This window comes from Arthrobacter agilis (assembly GCF_006494655.1).
GTDB classification, from domain to species: Bacteria; Actinomycetota; Actinomycetes; order Actinomycetales; family Micrococcaceae; genus Arthrobacter_D; species Arthrobacter_D agilis.
The window spans coordinates 93,462-113,634 of the sequence record NZ_VHIM01000006.1 but is presented as its reverse complement, the minus strand read 5'-3'; the positions used below and the strand labels follow the sequence as shown (position 1 = coordinate 113,634).

Genomic DNA, 20,173 nt, shown 5'->3' with positions numbered 1-20,173 from the left:
GCCTTAGGTGCTGACGGGCGCCCGGCCGGCTGCCTCCGCCGTTGTCATACGAGTTTGAGGACCCCGTCGGTGAGTGACTGGACGTCCGCGGCCAGGGACGGGTTCTCGTTCAGTCGAACGCCGTATCCGGGCAGCATTTCCTTGAGCTTGGGTTCCCAGTCGGAGATCCTGGTGGGGAAGCAGCGCTTGAGGAGTTCCACCATGATCGGTGCTGCCGTGGACGCGCCGGGGGAGGCGCCGAGCAGCGCGCCGACCGTACCGTCCGAGGACGTGATGACCTCCGTGCCGAACTGCAGCACGCCACCCTTCTTGGGAGCCTTCTTGATGACCTGTACACGCTGCCCGGCAGAGATCAGTTCCCAGCTGCCGCCCTCGGCCGACGGCAGGAAGTCGTTCAGCGCTTCGTTCTTCGCGTCGCGGTTCTTCAGCACCTCGGAGATGAGGTACTTCGTCAGGGACATGTTGTCCTTGGCCACGGCCAGCATGGGCACGAGGTTCGAGCTGCGGATCGACGACGGCAGGTCCAGGTAGGAGCCCTGCTTCAGGAACTTGGTGGAGAAACCCGCGTACGGACCGAACAGGAGGGAGCGCTCACCCTTGACAAAGCGTGTATCGAGGTGCGGCACGGACATGGGGGGAGCGCCGACGGATGCCTGTCCGTAGACCTTAGCGTTGTGCTGGTTCACGAGGTCGGGATCGGTGCAGCGGAGGAACTGCCCCGACACGGGGAACCCGGCGAAGCCGCGGCCTTCAGGGATCCCGCTGCGCTGCAGCAGGTGAAGGGCTCCGCCGCCCGCCCCGATGAACACGAACCGGGTGGTGACGGAGCTCGTCTCCCCGGTGGCCTTGTTCCGGACCTTGACGTCCCAGCGGCCGTCCGAGGCACGTGCAACATCCAGGACGTCGAACCCGTAATGGAGGTCCACGCCCGTGCCTTCGAGGTAGGTCGTCAGCTGGCGGGTGAGGGAACCGAAATCGACGTCCGTCCCACCGGCCACGCGTGAGGCGGCGACGGGCTGCGAGGGGTTGCGCCCCTTCATGATCAGGGGGGTCCACCCGGCGATGGTGTCGTGGTCCTCGCTGTGCTCCATGGTGTTGAACAGCGGCTGCGGGCTCAGTGCCTCGTAGCGCCTGCGGAGGTACTCGGCGTTGGCCTGGCCCCAGACGAAGCTCATGTGCGGCACCGGGTTGATGAAGGAACGCGGATCGCCGATGTGGCCCTCGGACACCATGTGGCTCCAGAACTGGCGGGAGACCTGGAACTGCTCGTTGATCGCGACGGCCTTGGCCGGATCCACGGAGCCGTCCTTGCCCGCAGGGGAGTAGTTGAGCTCACACAGAGCGGAGTGGCCCGTCCCGGCGTTGTTCCACGGGTCGGAGCTCTCCAGCCCGGCGACGTCGAGGCGCTCGAAGAGGGAGATGTCCCAGTCGGGCTGGAGTTGCCGGAGAAACGCCCCGAGCGTGGCGCTCATGATTCCGCCGCCGATCAGTACGACATCGGTGGTCTTGGCGGGTGTGGCCTGCTGAGTAGTGGTCAACGTTGTCTCCAGTCGCGAGGTCCTAGCAGTGAAAGCCTAGCGTCTGGTACTGACCTTACTTAAATCCCCCTGGAGGGGGCGCAGGGCTCACCTGCAGCCTGCCCTGTGTCAGGTGGAAGGGCGTGTCCGCGGCTCCACATCGGCGAGGTCGATCCGGTTGAAGACCTCGTTCATGACCGGGCTGACGGGGTAGCTGGTGACGCGTGCACTCATCGCGAGCGCCGAGATGGGGAAGGCGAGCGGGGCGGCGGGTATGCGCGTGGAGAGCTGCGCGCTGATGTCGGCATAGGCAGCACTGCGCTCCTCGCCGTCGGGAAGACCGCGAGCGCGATCGATCTTGCTGAACAGCTGCGGGTCGTCGTAGCCGAACTCCTCGCTGTAGGAGCCGAACAGCGCGCCGACGAAGTTGTCGGGGTCCTGGTAGCTTCCGCTCCAGCCCAGGAGGTGGAAGGCGCGGTCATCGGCCTGCTGCACGGCGGTGACATAGCCGTCGCTCCAGTCGATGGGGACCGGTTTGAGGACGAAGCCCGCCGCGGTCAGCTGGCGGCTCAGCTCCGCGTACACCTTCTCGGGTGCGGGAAGGTAGGCGCGCGAGACGTTCCTCGGGTAGTAGAAAGGGAGCTCCCGGCCGTCGTAGCCCGATTTTTCCAGCAGTTCCTCGGCCAGCTCGACGTCGTAGGGGTAGTCCTCCACGGCCTCGGTGCTGACGCCCAGCTTCTCCGGGATGAACTGGCGCGCCGACTTGGTCCCGTTCAGGAAGCGCCCGTCGATGAGCGCGTCCTTGTCGATGGCGTGGGCGACGGCCTGCCGGAAGAGGATGTCGTCGACCACCGGGAATTCCGCGTTCATCCCGAGGTACAGGACGGAGTAGGGGTCCCGCTGCAGGAACTGGAGGCCGTTGCGGGCGAGGTCTGCGGCGCTGTCCACGGAGACGAAGTCGTACCCGTCGATGCGCCCGTTCTTCAGTGCCCGCGCCCGTGAGTCCGGGCTCGTGATGGTGGTGAAGATCACCCGGTCCACTTCGCCGGGCTCACCCCAGTAGGCGTCGTAGAACTCCAGCTCCACCTGCCCTGCCTCCCAGGACACCAGGCTGAAGGGGCCGGTGCCCACCGGGGCCTGCGCGTACCGGGAGATCGGGACGCCGTCGCGCTCCTCCGTCAGGTCGTCGGCGGCACCGGCCTCCAGTGCCGCCGGCGACGAGATGGCGAAGCCGGGTGCTGCGAGAGCCGGGATGAGGCCTGTGATCCGGCTGGTGAGCCGTAGCTCGACGGTGTGGTCCCCGCGCGCCGTGCAGCCCGAGTAGAGGGTGATCTCCGGCTGGTCGGAGTACCCCTTGAAGACGTTCTCGAACGGCAGGCGGCTCACCCCGGACCGGGCTTCGCGGGGCAGCGTGAACCAGCGGTCGAAGTTGGCGCACACTGCCGCCGCGTCCAGGGTTGTGCCGTCGTGGAAGGTGACGTCGTCCCTCAGCCTGAACTCGTAGGTACGGCCGTTGTCCCGTTCCTTCCACGACTCGGCGAGCAGCGGCGTCGGCTCGGAGGTCAGCGGGTCCACGCCGACGAGCCCCTGCAGTATCTGCTGCGTCACTCGATAGGACTCGGTGTCGTTCGCGAGCGCGGGATCGAGCGTCCGCGGTCCGGCGGCCGTGCCGAAGGTGAAGGTCGAGGCGTCGCTCGCCGCGGGGGACGACGACGCCGGCGCGGGTTGGGGAGCGGGGGCTTCGCCTCCGGTGCAGGCGACCAGCGAGGCAACCGAGATCAGGGCGGACACCACCCGCAGCCGGCGGGTCGCCGGTCGCCGGCCGAGCCGGGTGCCGCGCGCAGGGGAAGTGTTCACAGGGAGGTTCTCCGAGGGCAGGGGGAGTCCGGTCATCGCGATCCGGGGGTGGCAGCCCTCAGTCTAGGTGATCGCCCTGCACGGGCCGGTCAGGATGTCCGGCCCTGGGCCGGACCCGGGCCGAAGCCTGCTCGAGCCGCGTCGAGCCGGAATGAGGACGGGCCCCCTCACCGTGAGGTGAGGGGGCCCGTCCGTGATCCCTGGAACACGTTAGAGGGGTGTATCAGGGAGGTCATTCATGATCAGCCGGCTGCCGGCGGCATGAGGACGGTGTCGATCAGGTACACGACGGCGTTGGCGGTCTGGACGCCACCGCAGATGACGTTGGCGTCGTTGACCATCAGCTCGTCGCCGGAGCCGGTGACCTCGAGCGTCTCACCCTGGACCGTGGTCTGGGTGGTGCCCTCGAGCTCCGACGGCTGGATCTTTCCGGGGACCACGTGGTACGTGAGGATGTTGGTCAGGCCCTCGGTGTCGGTCTTCAGACCCTCGACGGCCTCGGCCGGCAGGGCTCCGAAGGCCTCGTCGGTGGGGGCGAAGACGGTGAACTCGTCGCCGTTGAGGGTGTCCACGAGGTTGACGTCGGGGTTGATCCCGCCGGAGACCGCCGCGGTCAGCTGGGTGAGGATCGGGTTGTTCGATGCGGCGGTGGCCACGGGGTCCTGGGCCATACCCGCAACGGAACCGTCGCCCTCGGGGACGTCGGCTGCATAGCCTTCGCAGCCGGGGCCGACGAGGTTGGCGGCGGGGTCCATCATGGCGTCCTCCGTGGCCTCCATCGAGGGGCTCATGCTGGCCTCTTCCGAGGGAGCTTCGCTGGCCATCATGCTTTCGCTGGTCCCGGTGCTCGGGGCGGTCTCAGCGGCGGTGTCATCTCCGCCGCCGCAGGCCGCGAGGCCGAACATGGAGACGGCTGCGATGCCGAGGATCGAGAGGTTCCTGCGCTTGGTGATTTCCATGAGATTTTCCTCCATAGATGTGACCCGGCGGGTGCCTGCGGTCTGTGGCTGTCTGGTGAAACACATCGTGTCGATGTCTCACAGGTACTTCGGGTGACCCGAGGGGGTGGATGGGTTGGATCTGCAAAGAAATTCATGACCCCGCCGCAGGCACGGCATCGTGACCTGCCTGTGACCTGCGGCGATGCTCACCGCGGCGTCCGCAGACACGCGAAAGCCCCGCGGCGAGTGCTGCCCGCGGGGCTTCCTGGGGACCGTGACGATCACGGTCGAAGGAGGCTGGTCGTGCCTGCCTTCGTAGAGCCTTGTGTCCTGTCTGTTGTGCGCGAGAGGGGACTTGAAAACTTGGCTGAGGCTTTCGGCGGGGTGACGACGATCTATCTCGCCGCGTAATGGCGCGAACTTGAACAGTCCCGGTGGTATGGCGAATCGGGGTTCTGTTGATGCGATCAACATGCGCGGAGAGGGGACTACGTCCCCGCGCGAGGCAATGAAGTAGCGTTCAGCCGTCGCGGTGGCGTTGTCGTTCCTCGATCTGCCGGCGTCGGACAGCGCCGGCGTCTACCCAGGCCTCGCGGGCGATGCTGAATTCGACCCATTGCACGCGGACGAGGCTGTTCGTCCATGCCATCGCGAAGGCCTTCACGGTCTGCTTGCTGCCGTCCGTGTAGATCAGGTCTACCCAGAGCGGCGGCGCTTTCGATGAGGTCTCGGTGATCCCCGAGGTCGGCGCTGGCAGGGACAGTGGCGGCACGTATCGGTCGGTCGAGGGCGGGATGCCGTGCCAGCCTGGCCGAGGTGCTCGTTCCATGCGGTGACCGTAGTCGCCGGCGGTGACTATTCGCCGTGACCCGGAACGTGACATGACCGGACGTGAGTGTCGGGTACGCCTAATGCTTCCTGTCGCTCGATCGCCATCTCCCGCAGCGCTACCGAGATGAGGTCGCGTTGCAGTGGAAAGAGTTGCACGTCTCCGACTGCGTAGCGCACGAACTGCTCCTCAGTGGCCGAACCTCCTATGGCAAAGTAGCGGAGCCACACATCCCACAGCTCCAGTCCTTCCTCGACCACGATCCTGGCCAGCTGCCCCCGCTGCTCGTCGGCGTCCACCGTTATCCCTCCGTCTGCGTCCGTTCGTTCGTCCATGCTGTCAAAGTCGACGCCGTGGGTGCGTGGGGAATTATCGGTTGCGTTCGACAGTGGGACTGTCTACTGCCTGAGCCGCGAAGGCAACGACGAAAGCGCCCCACCCTCACGAGGAGGGTGGGGCGCTTTGCTGTCTCAGTCAGAGTCGGTGGTCGGGGCCGTCGACGCGGTCGAGGGACGCCGCCTGCTGCCTGGTTGCAGCGTCCGCGGTGGTGTCCTCGATCGGCTTGGCCTCGTGGCGTCCGGGCGGGTTGCCGTCGGGGGAGAGTGCCCGCAGGTATTTGCGGAACCACTCGACGACGCCCGGGATCGCCATGATGCGGGTGATCGCCGCGGACGCCGCGGTGATGAACCCGGCGGCCGCGACGAGCCAGGCGATGAAGCCAGGTGGCAAGTATTCGCTGAGCGGCCCGCTGGCGAGCTCAGAGAGCACCAGGGGCAGCAGGAGGACGAGGCCGGCGAAGGCCGGGATGCCGACCGCCACGGCGGTGCGGAGGGTGGCCCGCCACGGGTGCGCGGCCTGCGTGGGTGTTGCCTCGATGGTGGCCATCACTCCTCGCCTCCCTGGGCATCGGCGTCGCGACGCAGCTGGTCGAGGAAGCCCCCGAACGCCTTCTGAGCCGCATCGCCCATGATCTTCTGCACGACCGCCGGGCTCAAAGCCGGGTCAGTGGACTGCGCAGCGATGGTCTGCGTCAGCCCGTCCAGCATGCCGATGATCTTGGCGGCGTTGGCGTTCTGGTTGTTGTCGATCCACCCGATGGTGTTGCCCAGCGGTCGCACCTCCCCGTTGGGGAGCTTGATCGGGGTGGATGCGACCTTGGCGGCGACGTCGCTGATCTTCAGGTCGAGGTAGGCGACGGCCTTCTTGGCTCCGTCGACGACCGGGCCGTCGAAGTTCTTCTCGCGTGGTGTTGCCATGGTGGTGATCCTTACTTGGAAAGGCCGGAGATCCCGGCGATGAGGGTGTCGGTTGTGTCTGCTGCGCCGCCGGTGTTGCCCGGGGCGATGGGGATGGTCAGGCCCGCGGGGATGCGGGAGAGCGGGTTGATGCGCCCATACATGACCGTGGTGTAGACCTCGGCGGCGACGATGAGGGACCAGTGGAGGTGCGGGCCGCCGGAGCGCCCGGTGGTGCCGCTGTATCCGCAGAGGTTGCCCGCCAGCACCCAGGTGCCGGCGGTGAGGTCGGTCTGGTCGAGGTGGAGTAGCGCGGACAGGAGCCCGTTGCCGTGGTCGATGAGGACCGCGATGCCACCGCTGTCGTCGTTGACCAGGTACCCGTACTTGTCGGCCACCCATTGCGGCATGTCCCTGAACCAGCCGGCGAAGTCGACACGGCCGGCGCCCGGGGCGAAGACGAGGGTCCGCATCTGGCAGCCGAAGTCGATGCCGTCGTGGCCGTACTCCTGGTAGTTGCCGTGCTTCGCGACGAGCTGCTCGACCGTCGTGCCGTTCGGGTTCGGGGTGACGCCGGCGGTGGCATTCGCTTTCCACGCCTGGCTGATGAAGTCGCCGACGGGCAGCCGCTCGAGCATCGCGATACTCATGCGCTCAGCCCTCCCAGCTCGGGGATGAGCAGGCCAGCGGCGGCTTCGGTGACTGCTGCTCGGAGTCCCGGCATGGGCCCAGGGTCCCGGTGGTTCTCGCCGGGGACTTGGATGTGGCCGTAGTGGCCTGCCCGGGCGTTCCACACGTCAGCGTCCTGCGTCGATTCCCAGGTGGGTGAGCCGAGCGGCCAGACGGGCGGAACGCCCCAGGACTCCATCCAGTCCACGATCTCCTCCAGACCCGTGCAGGGTGTCTGGTCAACGCTGAGGTACTGGGTTCCCCCGCGGATCACTCCGGGGCTGAAGTAGATCTCGACCTGCAGGTTCACCGCCCCGTCCTCGTTCCAACGAGACAGCGCCCGGGCGCCGACGTCGGCCGGGTACGCCTGCACCAGGTACCCGTCGAAGGGGTCCCAGAGCAGGTGCGGGCAGTAGCCGACGTTCCGCAGGTAGTTCCAGACGTTGGCCCGGGCGGGCTGCGCCATGGTAACCGGGTCGAGGCGGTCCGCGGTGATGTGCCACGTACCGCGCGCTGGCAGCGCCTTGTTCAGGCGTACGCCGCCGGGCTGCGGGTCCTTCACCGCGCCCGGCAGCCAGAGATCAGGCATGAGCGTGTCCTTCCGTTGGGCATAGAAAAAGCCCCGACCAGATGGTGGGGCTCGTGCTGATCGTGAGACCGGTCAGGCTTTTGGGGACGCGTCGTGCTCCCGCTGCTGTCGGTGGTGCTCGTCGATGAGCGATGGGTCGAGGTGCTCGTAGAGCGACTCGGGGATGTCCGGGATGGGAGGGCGGGACCCGGTCTTCGCCCACTGCCACAAGCGCTCGATGTAGTTCATGCTGATTCGGAAAGTGCGGGTTACCTTGTCGAGGTCCGCTCGCACTTCCTTGAGCTCGTCCTCGAGCTTGTCGAGGCGCTTCACGAGATCCTGCGACCAGGTGATGGCGTTCGCTTCCTTGGACAGTTCGGCTGTGACCTTGTCTCGTTTTCTGGTGGAGTGGTACACGAACCATGCTGAGGCGAGCGAAACGGACGCGAGAGCCAGGCTGCCGGTCACTTGCAGGATGGCGTCAAGCATGCGGAACCTCCCGATCGAGTTTGTTGATCATCCGAGAGATACACACGACGATCACCGCCGTCGCGATGTACGTGGCAGCGGTGATCCATGAGCCACGGGCGGCGTCGAGTCCGTCCACGTAGGTCCGCGTACTCGCGGCCCACACATACACGCCGGCCCACAGGGTTGCCATCGAGGCCATGACGGCTAGCGCGAGCGCGTGGTCGCGGCGGAACGCTTGCACGAGCAGGAGGATGCCAACCGCACCCCAGAGGGCACCCCAGACGGGTATCGGTATCGGCCACTCCTGCAGCAGTGCCGGCGTGAACGTGGGGTGCTCGGAGGGCAGGTAGGCGACCGCCCTGCCGAGCGCGACGATTGACAGGGCGAGCATGATCACCCCGCGGGGCCCATAGGGTTTCGCGCGACGCAGCATGCCGCGGTTCATGCTGTCGTCGATTCGGTGCCTCGGTGGAGGTAGCCGGCGACGGCGTCCCACTTCTCGTTCACCGTGTACTGGATGTCGGCGTCGGGCACCGTCGATGCGTCGACGGTGCCCTCGCTCACGGTGACGTTCGCGGCGATGCCCGGGCTGGTCGACACGTGGGCGACCATGCGGTCCACGACCTGCATCGGGTTCTCCAGCACCCAGGAGCACAGGGCCCTGGACGGCGGGCTCAGCTCGAACAGCTCAATCTCTTGGGCGCGGACGGTCATCGCTGCGGCGATGCGGGACACGAAGTCCGTGTCGTCGCGGGCCCGGGCGTATTTCAGCAGGTCGGACATGGTGGTTCTCCTTACTTGGTGTACTTGATCCGCAGGCGTGCCCGGTTGGCGATGCCGTAGGTCTGGAGTGTGTTGTCTCCGTCGAGGGCGAGCCCGCGGGCCGCACCGGATTTGAAGCCGGCGTAGAGGCTGTCGGGGAGGCGCACCCAGAGCCCGGTGGCGCGTGGCCACTTGGCGCGGTCGATGCCGTTGCCGATGCCCCCGTAGGTGGTGGGGGCTGAGCTGTGGCCGTGGGTGCGGATGCGGGCGGTGCCGCCGGCGCCGTAGTTCCAGTGCTCAAAGTAGAAGTAGGCGTAGATGTCCGTGATCGTCGCGCCCGAAAGCTCGGCGGTCAGGGACGGGAACGTCCAGATCGATTTCAGGTTGCCGCTGTTCGTGTAGGGCTGGAGGCCCTGGTATCCCTTTCCCGGCTGGTAGGTGTACTGGGCCCCGCTGCCGAGGTAGGACCTGACGCCGGTGTATTCGAAGTACCGGTCGTAGTTCCGCACGATCGGCGGCGGCGTCGGATCGGTCTGGGGCGGCTGGGTGGCCGACCCCGTGGGCGCGTCTCCTGATCCGTTGCGAATCTCACCGGTCTCCGGGATGGCAGGCCCGATGTCGATCACGGTGAAGCTCACCGTCCTGGTGCCCGTACCTGCGGAGATCTTCGCTCTCCCGCCCAGGCACGAGTAGGACAGGAGAAGGCTGACGTCACCGGCGGGCGGTGTGATGAGCCGGTTGATCGTGACCGGCGAGCGCCGGGTCTGCAGGCTGGCTTGCACGGACATGCCTTCCGCGATCACCGGGGACGCCGTGGTCGCGTTCGTGCCCGACGTTTCGTAGTGAAGGTGGACGCGGGCTTCGGTGTTGGCGGTGTCGCCGTCCAACCAGATCGGGGTGGTCTGGATCATGTAGGCGCGGCCGGGCGCGGCCTCGAACCGGAGGTGAAGGTATGGCTGGAGTGCGTTCGCCCAGTACAGGCTTGAGCTGGCACGGGAAGCCCAGGCTGCCAGCCTGCTGCCGGACCCGTCGAGGAGGTCCTGCAGCTCGGTGCCCTTGTAGGTGAAGGAGTCCCGGGCTGCGAGGTCCCGGCCGGCGATACCTCCGTCCTTGTCGATTGAGACCGACAGCTCGTTGCTGTCGTCGGTGAGGCCGAAGTAGTCGGCGGTCCCGTTGAACGTGCCGAGGCTGATCCGGTCCTGCTCCTCCCCGGTGACCGGGTCGGTGTAGAAGACGCGGAGGCCTTCGCTGGTGATCTGCGAGGTGAACCCTGACCCGTCCGTGTTCGACAGGAGTGTGAGGACCTGGGCGTTGGCCTTGGAGATCCACGCAGTGTCCGCCCACAGGTCATTCACGTCGACCTGGTTCGCTTTCACGGTGAGGAACTGCGCGATCTTCGCTGTCAGTTCCTCGCTTGCGACGATCTTCGGTGCGGTGACCGCCCCATCTCCGATCATGACCGCTCCGACGGCACGGCGGACGATGACGTTGGTGATCTGGTAGGTCCCGTTGGCCGGGTTGTACCAGGTGAACCGGGGGTACATGAGCCGTCGGCCGGCGGGGACCTCGTAGGTCCCTTCGTAGGTGTGCCAAACGCCGTCTGCCATGGGTTTGGTGCCGAGGACCGAGACGTTCATGTTGCTGTTGTTGGCGTCGTAGAAGTAACCCCTGAGGTCAGCGCCCGAGGGCATTGACCCGCCGGTGAGCTTTACCGTTGCTGAGAAGTACAGCAGCTCCCCGGGGGTGACCGGGATTCGCCAGGCGTAGGAGGTCGGCGCGTAGACCGTGCTTGGGGTTGTGTTGACGTACTGAGCGACGTTCTCCCCGTTTGGCCCTGCCCCGGTGACGATCGTCCATCCGTCGGCGGACCACTGGTCGAAGCCAAGCGCGAAATCCCCGTTCGCCCGGAGGTTGGTGTAGTCACCGATAGCGATCTGCCCGGCGGTGATCTTCCGGCTGTTGACGACTTCGGTGTAGAGCTTGTCGATGACGCCGGTGCTGATGCTGGCGGCGCCGGCGGTGAGCTGCGATACGGCGAGGCTGATGAAGCTTCCGGTCTCCGCGGCCAGCCGTTTCGCGACGGCGTCCGCGAGGGACGCCGTGCCGGTGACGAAGAGGTTCTTCGCGTCGACCTGCTGAAAGGACGCGGTGCTACCCGCGACGCTCCTGGCGACGACGTCGGCCAGCGTGGACGTTCCCACGACGGTGAGGGCGCCGAGGTCGACGCTGGCGATGGACTGGTGCCCGCGCTGCTGCTGCGACCAGGCGGTGCCGGTCCAGGTCCATTCATCGATGACGACCTTGTAGGTGTCGTCCGCGAACCTCCACCAGATGTCACCGGCCGTGCTCCCGGCGCCGCTCGGGGCAGCGAGGTCCCGGTAGACCTTGGTCTTCCCGTTCGCGCTGGACAGGGCGAGGTCGGCGGTCTCCTTCGCTCCGCCGGCGAGCGAGTAGGCGTCGTTCGCCCGGGTCTGGGCGGTCGCGGCCGCGGCTGCGGCTTCGTTCGCCTTTGTCTGGGCAGCCCCTGCCGCGGTGGCGGCGTCGAGCGCCGCCTTGTCGGTGACGGCCTCCCACTTCGAGACGTTCGTGCTGTCCGGGTTCCACCGGTGCGGCTTGTTGTCCGACGAGCGAATCCAGAGGTTCTGCGCGACAGCCCGGGTACCGGTGGGTGCGCTGAGCTGGTAGATCACCTCACCCTTGCTGCCGGCCAGACCGGACGCGGCGAGCGCGTCCGCCTTCGCCTGGTCCGCGGCCGTCTGTGCCGTCGTGGCCACAGCTTTCGCCGCGTCGGCTTTCGTCGTCGCGTCGGATGCTGCGGCCTCCCGCACCAGGGCGTCCTTCGCTGCAGCGTCGGTTTTCGCGTCGGCGAGGGCCTTATCCGCGCGGGCCTGAGCGTCCAGGGCCGCTGCGTCGGTGGCGGCCTTGATGGCGGCCTGATCGGTGATCGGCGTCCAGGTTGCCCCGTTCCACTTCTTCGGGATGTTCTTCCCGTCCGTGGTGTCTATCCACAGGCCGGTGAGGCGAAGGTCTCCCGTGCCGCCGTCGAAGTACTCGTCGCTGGTGGGCGTCGTCGTGCGGAGCTCCTGCAGTGCATCGCTGCCGTAGGTCCGCAGCCCGTCGATGCCGAGGCCGTCAGTGCCGAAGTCGAGGACGTTCTCGAGCTGGACGTTGGTGGTGCCCGCGGGTGCTACGCCGACGGCCGCGAACCACTGCCACGTGTTCGCTGGCAGTGAGGCCGTGGGCCCGTTCACGGTGCCCTTGCTGGCTCCCGCGTCGTCCTGCCAACGCATGGTCAGGCGGGCGATGGGAATTGCGACGGGGGAGTACATCCACAGGCCGGCTCCGACGGACTGGCCGGGGGCGACGCGCATGGTCGCTGCGGCGAGCTGGCTACCGCTCGCCCCGGTGTTCCCGGCTCCCGCGGCACGCCCGTAAGGGCTGTATCGTCCTGTGCCGGACTTCACCCACATGCGCGTATTGATGCCCGGCCGGCGCTGCATGGTCGAGGTCGGCTGGCTGTTGTAGCCCGAGCTCGTCGCCCAGCCGGGCTCGCCGCCCTGCGGGCTGGTCGAGTGGTTCGTGCGGACTGTTCCGTCGGGCATCGTGCACGTGCTCGCGCTGCGGCCGGGTGTGCCGGTCCACGCGTACTGGGTGCTGACGATTGGCTCCGTGGACTGCACCCACGTGATCCCGCCGGCCATCCCTGCCGCGCGGGCGGCAGCAGCCTTCGCCGCGTCGGCCTTCGCGGTGGCGTCGGCCGCGGCGGCGTCGAGGGTTTGCTGCTTCGCGGTGCTGATCTGGGCGGGGACGGCGTTGATCGCCCCGAACGCGTCCGAGAGGTCGGATTCGGCGGCGTCCAGACGGACCTGCGCGTTGGATAGGTCCGTGGTCAGCGCGGGCAGGGTGGTGTTCTTCAGCGTGGACACGGTGGCTGCGAGGGCGGCCTGGTCGAGGTCGCTGGCGGCGAGCGCGGCGGCGAGTTGCTGCTGCGCGGCCTCCAGCTCCGCCTTGGCTTCGTCGAGTCGGGTGTTGGCCTGGTCGATCTCGTCCTGGATGGCGTCGACGTCGACGGGGAGGAGGACCTCGACCTGCACGGCGGGGCTCGGGTCGGACTGGCGGCCGGGCTTGGATTCGGCGACGAGCTGCACCCAGTAGGTGCCAGCGGCGATCTGCGCAACGACCTGCCCGGCGGCGACCAGTGTGCCGGCGGAGACCGGGTTAGTCATGGCCTCGTTGTCCGCGACCCGGGTGCGGATGAAATCGAGGTCCAAAGGCCGGGCGGCATTGCCAGCGAAGTACCCGTCCCAGACGATCGATAGGGCACCGGGCGCCCCAGTGACGGTTGCGGCGGTCGGTGCTGGCGGGATGGGGCCCTGGAAGGCTACGGCGCCGTGGGTGCCGTCGAACTGCTTGCCGACCACGCCGACGAGGTTCCCGGCCTCGTCGTACTCGTCGATGCTGCCATTCTCGATCGAGGAGTGGATGAGCTGCGGGGTGGAGAGCCCTGCCAGGTTCCGCTCGAGCGCGTGGAGACGGCGGGCGATCCGTGCGTAGTCCTGCTGGGTCATCGTGGTTCAGACCCTTTCTACTCGGGTGACGGACAGCACGGAACGCTCCGTCTGCGGGTCAAGGGTGATCGACAGGATGCGCACCCACAGGGACACCTCCCCGGCCCAGTCGTGGCGGGTCTGGATGAGGATCTCGTCGCCGGGGGAGTACTCCCCGATGCGGGCGTGCGGGTGATTGGTCACGTCGACTTCGGTGATGTCGACCTCGCCCAGCCGGGACCGCAGCTCCAGCAGCGCGGCCCGGTCGGCTGCGGCCTTGGACTGCAGGGACTTGTCCTCCAGGACCGCGGTCCGGTGCAGGCGCCTGGTCGGGGTGGACTGGACGCTGCGGACCATCTTCCGGCCTTCGCCGGCGCCGAGGACGAGGACCTCGGAGGCGTAGTCCCCGCCGGTCAGGTCGATCGTCGGCCGCTGGAACAGGTTCTCGCCGAGAACGAACCGCAGATCCTCCCGGCGAGCGCCGAGGTTCGGGTAGCCCAGGATCAGGCGGTGTCGGATCGTCTCACCGTCCCACTCATGGGACACCCGGTAATCGAAGGGGGTGCTGGTGGCGAGGTCGTCGAATTCCTTGCCAAGGTCCCGGGTCTTCCACCAGGCCAGGGTGTAGGGGCCGGATTCGAAGTTGACGTCCTCGCCGGCGCCGGTCGTGAAGCTGGTCTCCTTCACCGGGGTGCCGATCCGGATTGGTGACGTTGTGGTGTCGACGGTCAGGCCGATGTTCCCGTTGGTCTTGGCCTGCCGGTGCTCCCATAGGTGGCGTGCGACGTCGAGTGGGTCGACGGCGACCCTGGAGTAGTCCGCGGTGTAGGGCTCGTCCTTCAGGTACCCGGTGAAGCCCACACAGTCCAGGGACAGGGACGGGCCCTGCGCTTTGAGGCCGGCGAGGATCGCGCCTCCGCGCAGCTTCCCGTCGACCTCCGCGTAGAGCGCCGTCGACCACGCGTGGAAGATCGGTTCCCCGCCGGCGGTCTGCAGCCGCTGCACCTCCGGGCTGATGGAGCCCTCGAGGCCGCCGGGGCCGGACAGGTCGTCGGTGGTCCGCACGCCCTGCAGCGGCACGTCGAAGGACAGCGGGGTCTCTGTGCCGTCGCCGTTGAGCCGGGTGGCGATGTAGCGCATCAGACAGGGACCGCGCTGAACTGCACATCGATTGCAACCGCGGACTGGTAATCGGCCTGCCACGACCCGGTCCCCGAGGATCGGACGCCCTGCAGGTTCAGTGCCTGCCGGGTGCCGCGCTGCGCGGCGAGCACCTGGTGGGTACCGACCACCGTGTAGTGGCCGCGGCCGGCCTTGTCCGCGATGATGATCCCGTTCTCAGCCCCTTCCGCGCCGAACCCGGACCGGATGCCGGCGACCGTCTTCGTGGTGCCGATGAACTCGATCCCGGAGAGGTGTGCGACGACGTCGAGGCGGGTCGCCCACTCTGGGACCTGCAGGATGGGCCGCTGCGCGGCGGTGATCGGCCACGAGGCGTACCCGGCGGTCGGGATGTTCGCGTTCGCCGACGGGTAGATCGGGGGTAGAAGCTGCCGGTCCTGTAGCGGGTAGGCGAGCTGCCGGAGGTCCTCGATCATGGCCTGCGTGATCGTCGCCGTCGACGCCGGCTGATTGATCCGCGCGAGCACCACGTGCGGGTAGGACAGCCCGAGGTTATACGGCCACACCCCGGTCGCAGATCCCGGGACGAGGGCGAACTCCGCGAGCGGGGCCTGCCCCTCGAACTTCGGATCGAACACCCGCTGGATCAGGTACCGGGTCGCGCCCGACCCGGAGCCCGTCGCGGGGACCGAGACGTCCTCCGTCGCCGACAGGAGCGTCAGGTACGACTGCCCGGCCGCGGACGCATACCGGGACCGCAGTGCGGCAGACCCGGACGGGCCGCGGACGACCCGGACAAATGCGCCAGGTACCGGCAGGGCCGTGACCTTCAGATCCTCCGGGAGGCTGATCCCGTTCCCGCCACGGGTGGCATGGAACGCGGCCAGGCGGAGCCCTGCGGCCGTGACGCCGGATGCTTCGATTGCCAGTACTTCGATGGCCATGAGGTGCCTTTCTAGAATCCGTAGTGGGCGGGCCGCCAGGCGACGGTGCAGCGGGAGGTGCCAGTGAGGTCCGAACCGGAGTACACGACCTCCGACAAGCCCGGCTGCAGCCGGACGTCCTCGAGGTAGGTCCGCCTCGACAAGGCGCCCGCCAGGGACGCGCCGTCGTTGCGGGTGACGGTCATCGTCCGGGTATTCACCGTCACCGACTGATCGAAAGCCAGCGTCAGCCCGGGCAGGGCGACGAGCTGACCGCCGATAGTGGCTGACGGGCCGGTGACCGGCCCAGCGAAGGTGACCTCCACCGGGGCCGGTGCGTCCCCGCCCACGTCCTGGATGATCCCCGAGCGGGGTCCGCCCGGGGCGAACGTGAACGGCAGCGCCGACGGCAAAGGCTGGGACCCGGAGACCTCAGCGAGGAGCCCCACCGACACCGAACGCAACGCGTCCTCATAGTGGACGGCGTCCGACGTAACAAATTCTCCAGATGCTACTGCGTAGCCGGTGAAGAAGACGTAGTTCGGGTCGTAGTCAAAATGACGCGCTCGGCCATAAACTCTCCGAACCCGGCCTCCCACTTTGTACCGCAACACCGATTCCGCGCCAGGCTCTCGGTGAACGTACTTCCACGCAGCAGAGAGGCTATTCAATGCGGCCAGCGAAGCGGCCGACGACTCGGAGGCCATCCCGAAACTGAACGACCACGTCGACCCGAGGGCTGCATCACGGCCGAACAGCCGACCATCACCTACCGGGTTGTCGAAGTCCTGGCTGCGGACATCGGACCGGCCGGGTAGAAAGGATTTGATATAGACAGGGCGGTCTCTGTCTCCTCCAATGACATATCCGTCGAGTTCGAAGTCTCCATGCAGAAGGTCGGTCACCATATACGCTCCACATACTTCCCACCACGGTCGTACCGTGTCATCTGATGGTCAATCCTCGATATAGAGGCATCCGCTTCCTCCCTTGCGACAGCTCGGACGGGAGCAAGCATCTGCTCGCCCGTCCACGGGTTCTGCACATACGCCACGAGGTCAATCGCCGGCGGCGCGGAACCGATACCCCCGGTGCCCGCCGGGGGGTGCTGCCCGCTACGCATGACCTGCCCGCCGCCTGCGAGCGCGGAGAGGCTGGAGACCGATGGGTCGTCGCGGTTGATGGCTCCGAGGACACGGTGGTACTTCTCCGAGGACTTGCTGTTGATGACCCATTCCCCGCCGTCGAGCCAGGACATGGGCGCGCCGGTCTTGGAGCTGATGCCGAGGATGCCGTCTGTGACGTCCGTTCCGGGCCCGGTGGATGGAAGCCGGTACCCGGCGGCGTGGGCTGGCAGGCGTCCGCCGAGGGCTTTGAGGCCTACCTGTCCGACGCCGACCCGCTCATTGCGTTCGGTGACGACGACGATCCTTGATTCCTTGTAGGAGGGAATCGCGTCGATTGCCGCTTTCGTGTTCTGCGCTTCGATGCGGGCGTAGTTGTCCATGTAGGACGTGACTGACACCCCGGGTGGGATGCCGAGGATGCGAGCCGTCGTGTTGTCGGCCTCGTTCCTGGCGGCCGAGGACATGAAGCTGTCGATGGCTTCCTTTTCCGGAATGCCGAGAGCAGCTGCACGAGTCCGCACCGCTTCGATGAACGCCGCGTCGGACATCCATGAGTCGATCGTCTCCTTCTCAGGGACGTCGTCGGCGGACTTTTTCGTCGCGTCTGCCGTCAGCTTCGCGGCCTCGGACATCGAGGACTCGATGCGCACATTGGTCGGGACAGCCTGGGCTGCACCGGTTGTCTCGGCAGCCATGTTCTTGGCTTCCTCCGACATCCACGACTCGATGGTCACGCCCTCAGGGATTTGCAGGACTTCGCGTGTGAGTGCAATCGCAGCTTCCTTCGACATCCCGAAGCCCATCGCGGACTGCACGCCGGCGTCATATGTCGAGAGCAGCTGCGCTTGCACGTCCTGAATGGACTTCGTTGTGTCACCCGAAAAGGTTGAAGCCACACTCAGGCCCTGCTCGACCAGACCCTGAAAGACGTCGTTCGCCGCGAGACCAGAGTCCGTCATCGTATTGAAGTCGGTGGCCGTGCCGTCCAGGACGGCTCCAAGCTCGCCCTGCGTGTTCAGGACCTCCAAGATCGCGTCGTTCATGCCACGCAGCGAGTCCTCCCACTGGAACGACGCGTCCCTCGAGGACATCACAGCGAGACCGGAGGCGAAGAGCGCCTCTGTGTATGCCTGGATGTTCACGATCGTTCCGTCCGCCGCGAGACCGAGCTCCTTCAGCCGGTCCAGCATCGCCTCGTTCAGCTCGGCTGCCTGCTCAGCTGCTGCCCCCTGTGCCTCCAGAGCCGCAGCGGAACCCTCGGTTGAGGAGGCAGCTGCCTCCATCGCTGGAGGCACTTCACCCATCGCCCAGTTCAGAAGCTCCTGCTCATCCAGTGCAACTCCGGCCTCCGTGGCAAGCGACCGAAGGTGATCTAGATACTGCGGGAACTGGGCTGCCGTGTCTTCGAGGCTGACGCCCGATTCCTTGGCATCAGCGGCAATCTGTCGGAACCCCTCAGCTGCTCCTTCGAGATTTCCCGAGGACGCGAAGTCGGTCAGGGCGGTGTCCATGTTCGCGATGGTTTCGCGCGTCTCGTTGATCTGGGACTTCCACCCTGTGAGACCGTGATACCAGTCGTTGACGGTCTCCCCGAAATCAATCGAATTCACCTCGGCGAGCGCATCACCCATTCCGGTGATCTCGTCGCGCATCGCGAAGCCGTTGGAACTCGCGAACAGGTCGGACGTGAATACGTCGCTGAAGGCCTCTCCTTCGCGGGTCACACGGAGGATGGCTTGCGCCATTTCCTCAGCGCTCTTCGTCGCTTCACCCAAGCTGTCGTTGATCGCGGCCCCGACCTGAAGTGCGACCATTGCCACAGCTGCTACCCCGGCGACCCGCCCGAGCCTGCCGATCGCGGTCGTGGCACCGGGGGCCTTGGCTCGCAGGTCAGAGATTGCGCTGACGGTGTCTGCGATTCGGGGTACGACGGTGAGGAAGGCCCCTCCTAGTAGGAGTGCTCCACCAGTGAGGCCGGCGACGATGCCGACAGCAGAAAGGACAGGGCCGGGAATTTCCCCGACCCGGTCGACTACGTCCTCGAGGGTCTGCACCAGGGACCTGAGGGAGTCGTTCGCGCCGGACCCTGCCTGGAGGAACACGGTGTCGAAGGCCCCGCCGAGCTTCTCGAGGTCGCCTGCCAGGTTGTCCTGCATGAGTGCTGCCGTCTCTGCCGCGTACCCCGCGTCGTTGACAGCGTCTTCCCACTTCTGGACGCCTTCTGCGCCGTTCTCGTACAGCACTGACGCGGCGCGCACGGCGTCGGACCCGAAGATAGTAGCCATCGCGGCGTTGCGCTCTTCGACGGTCAGTTCAGCCATAGACTGCTTCAGGTTGCCGGCGAACTCGGATAGGCCGATGAAGTTGCCCTGGGCGTCGTAGGCGCTGATGCCCAGCTCCGCCATCTTCTCCTGGGCTTCCTTCGACTGGGGTGTCAGCCGCTGGAGCATCGACTTGAAGGATGTGCCCGCATCCGAGCCCACGAGGCCGGCGGCCGCGAAAGCAGCCAAGCCCCCGGTCGTCTCCTCGATGGACAGGCCCGTCTGGTCCGCGACGAGCCCTGCCTGCTTGAGTGCCATACCCATGTCCTCGACGGAGCCCTGAGCTTTCCCCGCGCCCGCCGCGAGGAGATCCGCGATATGGGGGATGTCCTCTCCGGAGAGGCCGAACTGGGTCATCGCCGTAGCGGCCAGCTCGGCAGCGTCACCGACATCCAGTGCGCCGGCTGCTGCGAGCGCGAGCGCGCCGTCGAGGCCTCCGCCCATAATGTCGGCGGTGGAGACTCCGGCCTTCGCCATTTCCTCGATGCCGCGAGCTGCTTCCTCGGCCGAGAATGCTGTGTCGGCTCCGGCCCGGACTGCTGCCTCGCGGAGCAGGTCCATGTTGCCCTCGGTCTCGTGCGTTGCGGCGCGTACCGAGGACATGGCCTTGTCGAAGCTGGCGAATTTGGTGACTGCGAGGCCGAAACCAGCGGCCAGGGTCCCGCCGACTGCCATGCCCGCCTGCCCGAGCTGCTCCAAGGACTGGCGGTTGTCCTGCGCGAACCGCTGCGTCTGCGATCCGAAGTCCTTCGCGGCCTGCTGCCCAGTCCGGAATCCTGCGACCAGCCCCTGCACGTTCGCAGTCAGGCGCAGGGTTATAGAGCGATCGGCCATGATTCCCCTCTCTGGGGTGCTATGTGAGAATGGGGCGCATGGAGACGCGACACAGGTACAAGCGGGGAACGCCGTTCATCTACTTCGGCACCTTGATGGTCGCGCTCGGCCTGATGCTCACGGTTGGAGGGCAAGGCGCGCTGCCGCCGATCCTCCTGCTGGCTGGCGCAGCCTGCCTGATCATCGGCTTCGTCCGCCGCCCCTAGGACCTGATCTCCGCGGTGTAGAGCAGGGCCTGCGGCTGGTTCGGCTTGGCCTTGCCGTTCTTCCCCGACGTATGCGCTTCCTGGCGCATGCTGGTCTGCGTCGTGAAGTGGCAGCGAATGGGGTCGTTGGACTTCACGCGAAGCTCGTTCTCCGGCGCCTGACAGATACTGGCCGGCATCCCGCAGAGCGGGCAGAGGCCGTCCCGGTAGTACTGCAGCGCGAGCATCCAGGTCTGCTCCGGTT

At 66.9% G+C, this 20,173-nt stretch carries 19 protein-coding genes; 1 reads left to right on the top strand and 18 read right to left on the bottom strand.

Annotated elements, in window-relative coordinates:
* Window positions 1-44: 44 nt before the first annotated feature.
* The 17 genes from FJV46_RS10790 to FJV46_RS10710 all read right to left on the bottom strand — a co-directional run bounded on the left by FJV46_RS10790 (window position 45) and on the right by FJV46_RS10710 (window position 19,564).
* Window positions 45-1,538 carry a malate:quinone oxidoreductase gene (locus FJV46_RS10790; protein WP_087027369.1) on the bottom strand — a complete coding sequence of 498 codons (1,494 nt, stop codon included), beginning with the start codon at window positions 1,536-1,538 and terminating at the stop codon, window positions 45-47.
* A gap of 108 nt (window positions 1,539-1,646) precedes the next feature.
* Window positions 1,647-3,374, bottom strand: a complete 1,728-nt coding sequence (locus FJV46_RS10785; protein WP_232008403.1) for an ABC transporter substrate-binding protein — start codon at window positions 3,372-3,374, stop codon at window positions 1,647-1,649.
* Between the two features lie 242 nt (window positions 3,375-3,616).
* The gene (locus FJV46_RS10780; RefSeq protein ID WP_087027371.1) at window positions 3,617-4,333 is read right to left on the bottom strand and encodes a fasciclin domain-containing protein; all 717 of its coding nucleotides are present in this window, start codon (window positions 4,331-4,333) and stop codon (window positions 3,617-3,619) included.
* A gap of 502 nt (window positions 4,334-4,835) precedes the next feature.
* Window positions 4,836-5,144: a hypothetical protein gene (locus FJV46_RS10775; protein WP_126130619.1), complete on the bottom strand. Its 309-nt coding sequence runs from the start codon at window positions 5,142-5,144 to the stop codon at window positions 4,836-4,838.
* A gap of 26 nt (window positions 5,145-5,170) precedes the next feature.
* Window positions 5,171-5,479, bottom strand: a complete 309-nt coding sequence (locus FJV46_RS10770; RefSeq protein WP_126130618.1) for a hypothetical protein — start codon at window positions 5,477-5,479, stop codon at window positions 5,171-5,173.
* 139 nt (window positions 5,480-5,618) lie between these two features.
* Window positions 5,619-6,029 (bottom strand): hypothetical protein, encoded by a 411-nt coding sequence (locus FJV46_RS10765; RefSeq protein ID WP_087027376.1) that lies wholly within the window; start codon window positions 6,027-6,029, stop codon window positions 5,619-5,621.
* Complete coding sequence (locus tag FJV46_RS10760; protein WP_087027378.1) at window positions 6,029-6,400, bottom strand: hypothetical protein; 372 nt, start codon at window positions 6,398-6,400, stop codon at window positions 6,029-6,031. The genes FJV46_RS10765 and FJV46_RS10760 overlap by 1 nt, the downstream gene beginning before the upstream one ends.
* Before the next feature lie 11 nt (window positions 6,401-6,411).
* Complete coding sequence (locus tag FJV46_RS10755) at window positions 6,412-7,029, bottom strand: M23 family metallopeptidase (RefSeq protein WP_087027380.1); 618 nt, start codon at window positions 7,027-7,029, stop codon at window positions 6,412-6,414.
* Window positions 7,026-7,637, bottom strand: coding sequence for a hypothetical protein (locus tag FJV46_RS10750; RefSeq protein WP_087027382.1), 612 nt, complete (start codon window positions 7,635-7,637; stop codon window positions 7,026-7,028). Before FJV46_RS10750 ends, FJV46_RS10755 begins: the two co-directional genes overlap by 4 nt.
* Before the next feature lie 72 nt (window positions 7,638-7,709).
* On the bottom strand, window positions 7,710-8,105 hold the full coding sequence (locus tag FJV46_RS10745; protein WP_087027384.1) for a hypothetical protein: 396 nt from the start codon (window positions 8,103-8,105) through the stop codon (window positions 7,710-7,712).
* Complete coding sequence (locus tag FJV46_RS10740) at window positions 8,098-8,478, bottom strand: hypothetical protein (protein WP_126130617.1); 381 nt, start codon at window positions 8,476-8,478, stop codon at window positions 8,098-8,100. The genes FJV46_RS10745 and FJV46_RS10740 overlap by 8 nt, the downstream gene beginning before the upstream one ends.
* A 50-nt stretch (window positions 8,479-8,528) precedes the next feature.
* Entirely contained in the window at window positions 8,529-8,870 is a 342-nt protein-coding gene (locus FJV46_RS10735) for a hypothetical protein (RefSeq protein ID WP_087027387.1), read from the bottom strand.
* 11 nt (window positions 8,871-8,881) lie between these two features.
* Entirely contained in the window at window positions 8,882-13,417 is a 4,536-nt protein-coding gene (locus FJV46_RS10730; protein WP_087027389.1) for a hypothetical protein, read from the bottom strand.
* 6 nt (window positions 13,418-13,423) lie between these two features.
* Window positions 13,424-14,536: a hypothetical protein gene (locus FJV46_RS10725; RefSeq protein WP_087027391.1), complete on the bottom strand. Its 1,113-nt coding sequence runs from the start codon at window positions 14,534-14,536 to the stop codon at window positions 13,424-13,426.
* Window positions 14,536-15,462 carry a hypothetical protein gene (locus tag FJV46_RS10720; protein ID WP_087027393.1) on the bottom strand — a complete coding sequence of 309 codons (927 nt, stop codon included), beginning with the start codon at window positions 15,460-15,462 and terminating at the stop codon, window positions 14,536-14,538. Before FJV46_RS10720 ends, FJV46_RS10725 begins: the two co-directional genes overlap by 1 nt.
* Window positions 15,463-15,473: 11 nt before the next feature.
* Window positions 15,474-16,349: a hypothetical protein gene (locus FJV46_RS10715; RefSeq protein ID WP_104150513.1), complete on the bottom strand. Its 876-nt coding sequence runs from the start codon at window positions 16,347-16,349 to the stop codon at window positions 15,474-15,476.
* Window positions 16,343-19,564 (bottom strand): phage tail tape measure protein, encoded by a 3,222-nt coding sequence (locus FJV46_RS10710; RefSeq protein WP_256940807.1) that lies wholly within the window; start codon window positions 19,562-19,564, stop codon window positions 16,343-16,345. Before FJV46_RS10710 ends, FJV46_RS10715 begins: the two co-directional genes overlap by 7 nt.
* A gap of 197 nt (window positions 19,565-19,761) precedes the next feature.
* Between FJV46_RS10710 and FJV46_RS15255 the strand changes: the two genes are divergently transcribed.
* Window positions 19,762-19,929, top strand: a complete 168-nt coding sequence (locus FJV46_RS15255; protein ID WP_158250124.1) for a hypothetical protein — start codon at window positions 19,762-19,764, stop codon at window positions 19,927-19,929.
* Here FJV46_RS15255 and FJV46_RS10705 read toward each other — a convergent pair.
* Window positions 19,926-20,156, bottom strand: a complete 231-nt coding sequence (locus FJV46_RS10705) for a hypothetical protein (RefSeq protein ID WP_087027398.1) — start codon at window positions 20,154-20,156, stop codon at window positions 19,926-19,928. The two genes, FJV46_RS15255 and FJV46_RS10705, sit on opposite strands and share 4 nt — an antisense overlap.
* Window positions 20,157-20,173: the final 17 nt, after the last annotated feature.